10 protein-coding genes and 1 pseudogene are annotated in these 9,605 nt (G+C 71.9%); 2 read left to right on the plus strand and 9 right to left on the minus strand.

The genetic code is table 11. The features are described 5' to 3' along the window. Positions 1 to 131: 131 nt before the first annotated feature. Positions 132 to 680 (plus strand): TetR/AcrR family transcriptional regulator, encoded by a 549-nt coding sequence (locus tag ABZ656_RS46515; RefSeq protein ID WP_360277106.1) that lies wholly within the window; start codon positions 132 to 134, stop codon positions 678 to 680. Positions 681 to 771: 91 nt separating this feature from the next. Here the strand turns inward: ABZ656_RS46515 and kynU are convergent, their stop codons facing one another. Then, a complete protein-coding gene (gene kynU, locus ABZ656_RS46520) occupies positions 772 to 2,007 on the minus strand; it encodes a kynureninase (protein WP_360277109.1) in 1,236 nt (411 codons plus the stop codon). Then, on the minus strand, positions 2,000 to 2,848 hold the full coding sequence (locus tag ABZ656_RS46525) for a tryptophan 2,3-dioxygenase family protein (protein WP_101399512.1): 849 nt from the start codon (positions 2,846 to 2,848) through the stop codon (positions 2,000 to 2,002). Before ABZ656_RS46525 ends, kynU begins: the two co-directional genes overlap by 8 nt. A gap of 225 nt (positions 2,849 to 3,073) precedes the next feature. Here ABZ656_RS46525 and ABZ656_RS46530 point away from each other — a divergent pair. After that, positions 3,074 to 3,279, plus strand: a pseudogene (locus ABZ656_RS46530) (transposase family protein); the annotation flags it as partial. Positions 3,280 to 3,352: 73 nt separating this feature from the next. Here ABZ656_RS46530 and ABZ656_RS46535 read toward each other — a convergent pair. The 7 genes from ABZ656_RS46535 to ABZ656_RS46565 form a co-directional block, all read right to left on the minus strand. Beyond that, a complete protein-coding gene (locus tag ABZ656_RS46535) occupies positions 3,353 to 3,616 on the minus strand; it encodes a hypothetical protein (RefSeq protein WP_101399510.1) in 264 nt (87 codons plus the stop codon). Further along, entirely contained in the window at positions 3,613 to 5,250 is a 1,638-nt protein-coding gene (locus ABZ656_RS46540; RefSeq protein WP_360277113.1) for an FAD-dependent oxidoreductase, read from the minus strand. Before ABZ656_RS46540 ends, ABZ656_RS46535 begins: the two co-directional genes overlap by 4 nt. 68 nt (positions 5,251 to 5,318) lie before the next feature. Beyond that, positions 5,319 to 5,990 carry a ferric reductase-like transmembrane domain-containing protein gene (locus tag ABZ656_RS46545; protein WP_101399505.1) on the minus strand — a complete coding sequence of 224 codons (672 nt, stop codon included), beginning with the start codon at positions 5,988 to 5,990 and terminating at the stop codon, positions 5,319 to 5,321. A gap of 714 nt (positions 5,991 to 6,704) precedes the next feature. Beyond that, the gene (locus ABZ656_RS46550; protein WP_101403620.1) at positions 6,705 to 6,995 is read right to left on the minus strand and encodes a ferredoxin; all 291 of its coding nucleotides are present in this window, start codon (positions 6,993 to 6,995) and stop codon (positions 6,705 to 6,707) included. Then, the gene (locus ABZ656_RS46555) at positions 6,992 to 8,311 is read right to left on the minus strand and encodes an NADH-ubiquinone oxidoreductase-F iron-sulfur binding region domain-containing protein (protein WP_101399503.1); all 1,320 of its coding nucleotides are present in this window, start codon (positions 8,309 to 8,311) and stop codon (positions 6,992 to 6,994) included. Before ABZ656_RS46555 ends, ABZ656_RS46550 begins: the two co-directional genes overlap by 4 nt. Continuing rightward, positions 8,308 to 9,096, minus strand: coding sequence for a ferric reductase-like transmembrane domain-containing protein (locus ABZ656_RS46560; RefSeq protein WP_360277117.1), 789 nt, complete (start codon positions 9,094 to 9,096; stop codon positions 8,308 to 8,310). Before ABZ656_RS46560 ends, ABZ656_RS46555 begins: the two co-directional genes overlap by 4 nt. Further along, positions 9,093 to 9,605, minus strand: a 513-nt coding sequence (locus tag ABZ656_RS46565; protein WP_360277119.1) for an FAD:protein FMN transferase, incomplete at its 5' end; no start/stop codon positions are given. The genes ABZ656_RS46560 and ABZ656_RS46565, both read right to left, overlap by 4 nt.

Genomic DNA, 9,605 nt, shown 5'->3' on the forward strand with positions numbered 1-9,605 from the left:
TTCCTGGTGAACCCGGCACCGTACATCCTGGTGAACCCGGCACCGTACATCCTGGTGAACCCGGCACCGTACATCCTGGTGAACCCGGCACCGTACGTCCTGGTGGGCGTACCGCCCGGGTTCGTGCGGCCGTGTTGCGTGCCGCGGGGGATGTACTCGCCGAGGAGGGGTTCGCGCATCTCGATCTCGCCGATGTGGCACGGCGGGCGGAGGTCGGGAAGACGACGGTGTACCGGCGGTGGGGGTCGGTGACGGGGCTCGTCGCCGATCTGCTGGGTGACATGGCGGAGCAGTCGTCGCCGCGTACGGAGACCGGGTCCGTACGTGGTGATCTGCGGGCCAACGCCGCGTTGGTGCGGCGGACGTTGGCCGATCCTCGGCAGGGGGCGTTGTTTCGGGCCGTGATCGCCGCGGCGACGTGCGATGTACGTACGGCGGAGGCGTTGCGGCGCTTCTATGACGTGCGGGTGAGTGAGTGGGTGCCGTGTGTCGAGGAGGGGGTGGCTCGGGGGGAGCTGCCTGCGGGGACCGATGCGGCGATGGTCGTACGGGCGGTGTCGGCGCCGCTCTATTACTCGTTGCTGACCGTTGGGGTGGTGCCGGACGAGGGGGCTGCCGAGCGGGCGGCGGAGGGGGCGTTTGCTGCGGCGGTGGCGGGGGTGTACGTCGTCGGGGAGTGAACCGGCGTGGGGGTCGGCCGGGGGTTGCTCGCCCCCGCCGCCCCGCCCGCCCGCAGCCGACGGACGCACCCCGGGGTCCGTGGCTGCGCCCCTACCGCACCGTCTCCCCCAGCACCCGCGCCGCCCGTTCCACGTCCCCGAAGCCCACGTACAGGGGGGTGAAGCCGAAGCGCAGGACGTCGGGGTGCCGGAAGTCGCCCACGACGCCCCGTTCGATCAGGCGCTTCATCACCTCGCCCGCGTCCGCGCAGCGCAGGGCGACCTGGCTGCCGCGTTCGGCGTGGCGGGAGGGGGTCAGGGACTCGACGCGTCCCCGGGGGACGTACGCCTCGACGCATTCCAGGAAGAAGTCGCTCAGGGCGAGGGACTTGGTGCGGACGGAGTCGATCGAGACGCCCTCCCACACCTCCAGCGCGGCCTCCAGGGCCAGCATGGAGAGGATGTCCGGGGTGCCGACGCGGCCTCGCAGTGCGCCCGGGGCCGGTTCGTAGGCGGGGCTCATGCCGAAGGGATCGGCGTGGGAGTTCCAGCCGGGGAGCGGGGAGTCGAAGCGGGGCTGGAGGTCGGCGCGGACGTAGAGGTACGCCGGGGAGCCCGGGCCTCCGTTCAGGTACTTGTATGTGCAGCCGACCGCGAGGTCGACCCCGTGGCGGTCGAGGTCCACCGGCAGGGCCCCGGCACTGTGGCACAGGTCCCAGACCGCCAGGGCACCCGCGTCGTGGATCGCGGACGTGAGGGCCGGGAGGTCGTGCAGACGGCCGGTTCGGTAGTCGACGTGGTTCAGCAGCACCGCCGCTGTGCGGGGGCCCAGTGCGGAGGGGACTTCCGCCAGTTCCAGGGGGCGCAGTTCGCAGCCTGTCAGGCGGGCCGCGGAAGCCGCGATGTAGCCGTCCGTCGGGAACGTCGTGGCGTCGACGATGATCTCGTCACGCCCGTCGGAGGACAGGGCGGCCAGACGGACCGCTCCCACCAGGGCCTTGAAGACGTTCACGCTCGTGGAGTCGCCCACCACGATCTGGCCGGGGGCCGCCCCGACCAGCGGCGCGATCCGGTCGCCGATCCGTTCCGGCGCCGTCCACCAGCCGCTCTCCTCCCAGGAGCGGATGCGCAGTTCGCCCCACTGGCGGCGTACGACGTCGTCGATCCGGCCGGGGACCGACGCCGGGAGCGCGCCGAGTGAGTTCCCGTCGAGGTACACCACGTCGTCCAGGACGAACTGCGCACGCAGTTTGGCGAGTTCGTCGGAGGCGTCCAGTTCGGCGGCCCTGGCATACAGGTCGGACCGCTCGGAGACACCCGGTTCAGACCGCTCAGACCGCTCAGACATGAGACCTCGCCGTCCACAGCTCGGGGAACACGTTCTTCTGCGCCCGCTTCTCCAGCCAGGCCACCCCGGCGGAGCCGCCCGTGCCCGTCTTCGCGCCCATCGCGCGGCGCGTCGCGACGAGATGGTCGTTGCGCCATCGCCACACCAGTTCGGCGACATCCGTCAACGCCTCACCCAGGCGGGCGAGTTCGTCGTGCTCGTCGCCCGCGTACAGGGCCGTCCACACCGCTTCCACCTCCGGCGAGGACTCGTATCGCTGGGACACGTCCCGGTCCAGTACGGACTTCGGGACCGCGTGGCCGCTTCTCGCGAGCAGCCTCAGGACCTCGTCGTAGAGGCTCGGTTCGTGCAGTGCCTTCTCCAGCTCGGCGTGCACACGCGGCGCGCCCCGGTGCGGGACCAGCATGGACGCGGACTTCTCGCCGAGCAGGAACTCCATCCGGCGGTACATCGCGGACTGGAAGCCGGAGCCCTCGCCGAGGGCCGAGCGGTACGAGTTGAACTGGGCGGGGGTGAGCTGGGCGAGGGGCCGCCAGGAGGCGTTCAGCGCCTCCAGCTCACGTACGGACCGCTTCAGCGCGGCCACCGCGACCGGCACCCGGTCCTCGCGGAGCGCGTTCGCCGCGGTCTCCCACTCGTGGACGATGACCGTGAACCACAGCTCCATGACCTGGGTGGTGACCAGGAAGACCATCTCTCCGGGGTCGTCGGAGAGGGTGTGCTGGAGGTGGGTCAGAACGTCCGCCTGGACATAGTCCTCGTACGGCGTCGTTCCTTGGAAGTCGAGATGCGGGGTCTCGGGCTCCTGAGCCTCGACGGGCTGAGCCTGCTGGGACGACATCGCTGTCTCCTGATGCGTACTCCGGGTAGCGGTCCGCCCCTGCCGTTTTCGACACGGGGGCCCCGGTCCCCACCGGGCATCCTCCACAATCGTCACCCGAAACCGCAAGGTCCGCCCGGTCACATCGACCAGGCGGACCCATATGACCTGGGAGTACACCCTGACGAGTCCACCCGGGAGGACTCAGCCCGGCGTCTGCGCCGCCGTCGGCGAGGAGTCCTTCGGGAACTGGCGGCGCTGGTCCGACGCCGTGGTGGTGACGTTCATCGCGGCCGTCCCTGGCGGTTGTCGCCGACGGACCGGTGCCGCTGGTGGCTGCGCACCGGCGCACGAACCTCACGTTGCGGCAGGTGGCGCAGTCGTTCGGGGTCTCGAAGTCCGCGGCCGACCGCGTCCTCGATCACCTCGCACCGCTGCTGGCCATCTCGCCGGCTTGTCGGCCGTGACAGGGATCTTGGTGAGCTGGATCTTGGCCGGTCGAGGGGGCGGGCCCCTGACTGCGCGCTACCTGGCTCGCGACGCCTTCCCGACGTGTGGGGTGGGGCTGCTGCGCCCCTGCTGAGCGCCGGCGGCCGGAGCCTTGCCCGGCGGCATCGGCGACGCGGTGACCAGCACCCTTCCGTAAGCACCCATCACCGCCGCCGTCACGACGAGGATCACCAGCCAGCGCAGGTGCAGGCGGGCGGGCAGGCTGATCACCCAGGTCAGCAGTCCGCCGGACGCCGGACGTCCGCCGCGGCGGCCACGGGTGCGTCTACCCCGGCTCATCGTCGCCTCCTTCTGTTCGTGGTCCGCGTGCGCGGACGGGTTCGGCCTATCTGGTCTCGGTAGTCGAGGAGTTCCAGCGGCATGTCGAAGGCGACCGCTCCCACGATCTGAGGACCGTGAGGGGTGTCCCGGGTATAGCGGGCGACGAAGCGCTCGGAGCGGAGGGACCCCTCGGTGATCTCGACCTCGGCGCCGAGGGCCGGAATTCCCACAGCCTGTATCCGGGTGCCGTGCTGCTCGGACCAGAAGCGCGGGACCGGGGCGAATCGCGCGGCACGTTCGGGCCCGCGCAACAACGCGTCGGCGGCCTGCTGGCCCATCTCCACGGCGTGAATGAGGTGCTCGATGCGCCGCGGCTCGGAGTCGAAGCGAAGGTTGGGCCAGCGAGCCACGTCACCTGCGGCGACGATGTGCGGAGTGGGGCGGCCCCACGCGTCGATCGCGTGGCAGGTGGGGGCGCAGAGAACACCGTCGGAGACGTCCAGTCCGCTACCGCGCAGCCATTCGGTGCGCGGTTCGCCGCCCAGGCCGAGGACGACGAAGTCGCAGTCGATGATCTCGTCGTCGTCAAGCCGCAGCCTCAGTACGTCACCGTGGTCCTGCCAGTCGACGACCTGCGTGCCGAGCCGCACGTCCACGCCCGCCCTGCGCTGGATGTCGCCGACCACGGCACCGAGGCGCTCGCCGAGCACCCGCCGCAGCAACGGAGCGCTGTGCACGACAAGGGTGACGTCCAGACCACTGTCCCGGGCCGTGCACGCCAGTTCGCATCCGACGAATCCACCGCCGAGGATCACCACATGACGGGCCCGCGCGGCGTCCATCGCCTGTCGTACCGCCGCCGCGTCCCGAAGCGTGCGAATGGTGCGCACTCGCTCGCTGAAGAGCGGAGCCTCGGGAAGGCGCTTGGCGCCCACCCCCGTGGCCACGATCAGCCCCTCGAAGGGCAGTCGCTCACCACCCGGCAGTTCCAGGGCCGATCCGTAGAGGTCGAGGCCGACCAGTCGGGTGTCCAGCAACCAGTGGGCATCCAGCTCCTCGTCCGCCCTGAACACGAGCTGCTCTTCGCTCAGTTCACCGGACAGGTACTGCTTGGAAAGAGGCGGGCGGCTGTAGGGGCGGTGCGGCTCCTCCCCCACGATGACGAGTTCTCCGTCGAAGCCGCGCTCTCTGAGCCGGGCTGCCGCGCTCAGCCCGGCCAGCCCTGCCCCGGCAACGACGATGCGCCTGCTGCTCGCCCGGGCCCCTGCCCCGCTGCGCACGGGACGCGCGCCACGCCGGTCGCCGGAGGACCCCGAGCCGGAGCTCCGTCCGCCCTCGATCGCGATGGCCTGCATGGGGCAGCAGCGCGCGGCCTGCCGCGCCCTGGCAGCGAAGTCCGCGGGGACGCCGCGGGTGTAGTGCAGCGATCCGCCCTCGGAGATCCGGAAGACCTCGGGCGCCTCCTGCTGGCAGATGCCGTAGATGTGACACCGGTTGTTGTCCACGCTGATGCGGACGGGCTCGTCCTCCGGGACGAGCGCCGGCCGCGGCAGGCTGAACGAGTCGGCGGAGATCGCGGGTGCCTGGTGTACGACCGCGCGTTGCTGGTCCGGCGGCGTGACGTGCTGCGCCTGGCGCGGTACCGAGGGCACAAGATCATGGCTGTGGTTCGGGGCCGTGGGCCAGGTATGGACCTCCGGAGGGCCGGGTTGGGGGTGCGTCACCGAGCCCCTCCGACCTCACTCGGAAAGGCACGCTGCCGCAGCCTGGAAGCGGAGGGGAAGAGGCGTATCAGGAAAGCCACGAGCACCGTTCCGGCGCCTGCGGCGACGCCGACCGCAACCAGGTTCAGATGGCGCGGTTCCGGATGGACCAGGAAGATGTGCAGCCAGATCAGAGCGAAGGACGCGTAGGCGAGCTGGTGTGTCCTGAGCCAGCGATGGTAGCCCAGGCGGTGTTGCAGCCAGACCGAGCAGGCGACGGCGACGGCCAGTTCCGTCCCCAGGATGCCCAGGCCCACCGGTACGCGCTGAACGCCTCCGACGAACGGTACGGTCAGCTCCGGCCAGCCGATCCGCCAGATCGGCTGGTACAGGAAGGTCAGGCCGTGGATACCCCCGAAGATCATCGCTGACAGCGCCAGTGTCATGTGAGCTCCGTAGAAGGTGGCCCGGTTGACGGCGCGCTGCATGAACCGCAGCCGGAGCGTCACTCCCAGGACCACCGTGGAGACCATCAGCACATAGGCGATGAGTGCGGCCAACCGCGCGATCTGGTGCACGCCCGGGTCGTAGGAAATGTGGTGGTTGTACGCGTCCAGCGGCGACCCGGGTATCGGTTGCGTCGCTGCGGAGGCTCCGGAGCCCAGGAGCACGAAGACGCCGACCGTCATGAGCGCGACCGCCAGTTCTCCGGCAGGCGCGACAATGGTAGGTCCGCGTCTGACCGGCACCTTTTCGCGAGCATGTTACGAGCTCCTCGTATTGACGTCCCCGCGGAATGCGCGAACTCGAAAAGCGCATTCACGCCGGGAATGACACAGCCGCCCCGAGTCCTGCCTTCCCATGGGCGTTCCCCTTGGAGGGACACAGCTTGGTCACAGAGGCTACATGACCCTCACAGGCCGAAAGGCGTCATCGAGCGAGAAGATTGCGGCGACAATGTTGCTTGATGCCCCTTTTGTTCAGGGCGAGATGTCGCCTCATGCGGGTTGCCTATGAATTCCCTCTGAGTTCGGCACGTGGGCCGACTCCGCGATATCGACCGATTCCGTCGGCAGCGATTGACCGTCCCCGTGAAAGCCCTCTCATTTCTCGCTACTGACTCACCAGTGGCGAATATCTCCCCGCCCGTAAATGCCTCATGGTGGAGCGGAACGGCTGTTCCATGCGTATCGGCTTCTAATGCGACATCATGCCGCGTTCGGTGCGTGGCCGATTGCGTGTCCGGGTGGGTCAGGTGTGCCGTCGCGCCGGGGGTCCGAGCCTGGCTCCGGCACAGCGACGAGCCCCGGCCCGGCCGCTTGCGGTGATTTCCGACGCGCGGCTGTGCGGCAACGACGACGGCCAAGTCGCCGAAAGACTGCTGACCGGACGGCGAGCGACGGTCACCCCGGCTGTCCGTGGGACACCACTCGTCGTGGCGCGGCTGTGGTGCGGCTCGAGAGCCGGTCGGGCGGAGGAGTGGGCACGCGGTTCAGACGGAGCGCCATCAGCGGGCAGGCGGCGACCGCGCGTCGGGCGTGGGGAAGCAGATCGGGCGGGACCGTGGGTCTGTGGAGCACGGGGTAGCCCCATTCGTCCAGGCCGACCAGTTCGGGCAGCAGTTCGGCACAGAGTCCGTGGCCGTCGCAGGCGGCGAAATCGACGGCCAGTACGTGGGCTTGGGCGCGGGTCATCGCCATTCCTCCTCCTCAGGGGGCCGGGCGGCGGGCACGGGCAGGACGAGCGGGGCGGCGTACGCGGCGCGGCACGGTCCGGCGTGTACGTGCCGGTGGACGTCGTCGGCGAAGACCCGCAGGGCCGAGGCGGCCAGCCGCGCCCCGCCGTCGGGATGGCTGCACGCGCCGCGCCCCGGGAGCAGCCCCAGGCGGTGGTGCAGCCGGTCCAGCCGCTGAGTGTCGGCGGTGCCCCGGGCCAGCGCGGCGAAGTCCTCGGCGACGGCCGGCAGGCCGAACCGGCAGGGCCCGCACTGCCGGGCGCTCTGCGCGGCCAGGTAGCCCAGCGCGGCTGCCGTCTCGGCGAGCCCGCAGGTGCCTTCGGGCAGCGCCACCAGGACGCCCGCGCCCCGGTCCGGCGCGGTGTCGCTCAGCGGCACCGGCAGCCAGCGGCCGAAGAAGCCGCCCGCGAGCACGGCGCCGAGCCGCCCCTGAGGGCCGCCGGCCCGGCGCAGCGCCGCCGTCACCGGGCTGCCTGCCGGGATCTCGTACACCCCCGGGCACTGGACGGCGCCTGAGACCGTGACCAGCGTGGTGCCCGGTGCCTGGTGGCTACCGCTCTCGCGGAACCAGGCGGGGCCGTAGCGGGCGATCAGCGCGAGGTGGGCCAGGGTCTCCACGTTGCCGATCAGGGTGGGCCGTTTGCCGACGCCCTTCTCGAAGGGGCGCGGTGGGGTGGCCAGGGGGCGGGCGTCGCCGCCGTTCAGCCAGCTCACCAGGGATGTCTCCTCGCTGGAGACGAAGTGGTGAGGCAGCGTGTGGACCTTCACCGGCACCGGGTCGAGCCGAGCGCGGCGCCGCTCGGCGACCGTCGCGGTGAGCTGGTCCGCCTGCGTCGCCCGGGTGCGGGGCAGGCACAGGTGCACCGCGTTGGCGCCGACCGCGACGGCGGCCAGCGCCGCGCCGTCCAGGACGAGGTGCGGGGCGAGGGCGAGCAGCACCTCGTCCTTGTGGCTGGCCGGCTCGCTCTCCATGCCGTTGGCGACGACCACGGTGGGCGCGCTCGCTCCGGCGACGGAGCGGAGCTTGCGGCCGGTGGGAAAACCCCCGCCGCCCCGGCCGGTGAGCCCGGCCTCCTCCACGGCGCGCACCAGGGGCATGGCGGCCCCGCCGCTGCGTGCCGAGGACAGCGGGACCGGGCCGTAGCGGCCGAGGTGTTCCGTCAGGTCGGCGGCCCGGCCGGTGTCGTACCAGCCGTACAGCAGGCGTTCGCCGTACGGGCCGCAGGGGGCCGCCGGATGGTCTCCGGCGAGGACGGTCCCGGTGTCGGAGTTCATTCGGCGTCGTCTCCCTCGTGTTCGGCTTCCTGGTCGTGCTGCTGCTGTGGGGGCGGCGGCGACTGATGGGGGGCCGCCGGGACGGTGGACGGAGCCGGGGCCTGTGCCGTGCCACCCGCGCGGTGTGCCCAGCCGGGCCGCAACGGGCCGACGGCCAGGAAGGCGACCAGTGTCACGGGCACCAGCATCAAGGCCGCCGTCGCCCACCGGCGAACCCGGATCGTCTGCGTCCCGGCCCGGACCAGCCGCCACCACACAGCGGCCACGACGGTCAGCAGACAGCCCGCGTACAGCGCCAGTTGCGGGCCCAGGCGGGTGTCCGTGCCGGTGCCGGCCGCGTGGAAGAGCGCCACCGGCCATGACGCGTACGCCAGCCAGTGCACCGCCTTCCACCGGCGCCGGCCCAGGCGCCCGCGGACGGCGCTGGTGACCGCGACGGCCAGCAGGAGGTCGAGGGCGACCGCGCCCAGGCCCACCCACAGCGGACGGTAGGGGGCCACGAACGGCACGACGGCCGTCGGCCAGGTGAGGTGGGCGTATCCGTCGGCGATGGCGGTGACGATGTGCATCCCCAGGAAGGCCAGGGTGAGCAGCGACAGGTTGCGGTGCAGCGCGGACACCTCGAACCGGCCCAGGCGCACGGGCGCATACCGTCCCGCCGTCGCGATGCCGAGCGCGACCGTCGCGGTCAGCAGGACCAGTGAGACGGTGCCGCCGGCCCGGGTGGCGTACCAGAGCGGGCTGGGGCCGGAGGCTCCCGAGGCGAGCAGGACGGCGCCGTTCATCGGGCGCCTCCGTCGGCGGGCCAGGCTCCCAGGCACAGCACGCTGCCGTCGGTGCGGACCAGACGGGCCGGCAGACCGGTGCCGCGCAGCCAGCCGGGGGCGCGTTCGCCGAGGACCAGGGCCGCGGTGGTGGCGGTGTTGGCGTCCACGCAGCTGCCCGCGGCGACGCTGACGGTGCGCCAGACGGGCGGCGGGACATCGCCAGTGGCCGGGTCGACGATGTGGTGGAGCGTCCGGCCGCCGCGCCGCCAGGTCCGTACGGTGGTACCGGACGTGGCGAGGCCGCCGTCGCGGATCGAGACGACCGGACGTCCGGGGCCGACGTCCGGGGCCGCGTGGTCGTCGGCGATCGCGACCCGCCAGCCGGCGGCCGGTGGTTCGCCCGCCACCGACAGGTCGCCACCGAGGTTGACCAGGACCCCGCAGCCCACCGCCGCGGCCGCCCGGCGGGCCGCCCGGTCCGCGGCCAGGGCCTTGGCCGTGGCGCCGAGGTCGAGCGTGGTGCCGGC

The sequence above is a fragment of the Streptomyces sp. NPDC007095 genome (assembly GCF_040634475.1).
Taxonomy (GTDB): domain Bacteria; phylum Actinomycetota; class Actinomycetes; order Streptomycetales; family Streptomycetaceae; genus Streptomyces.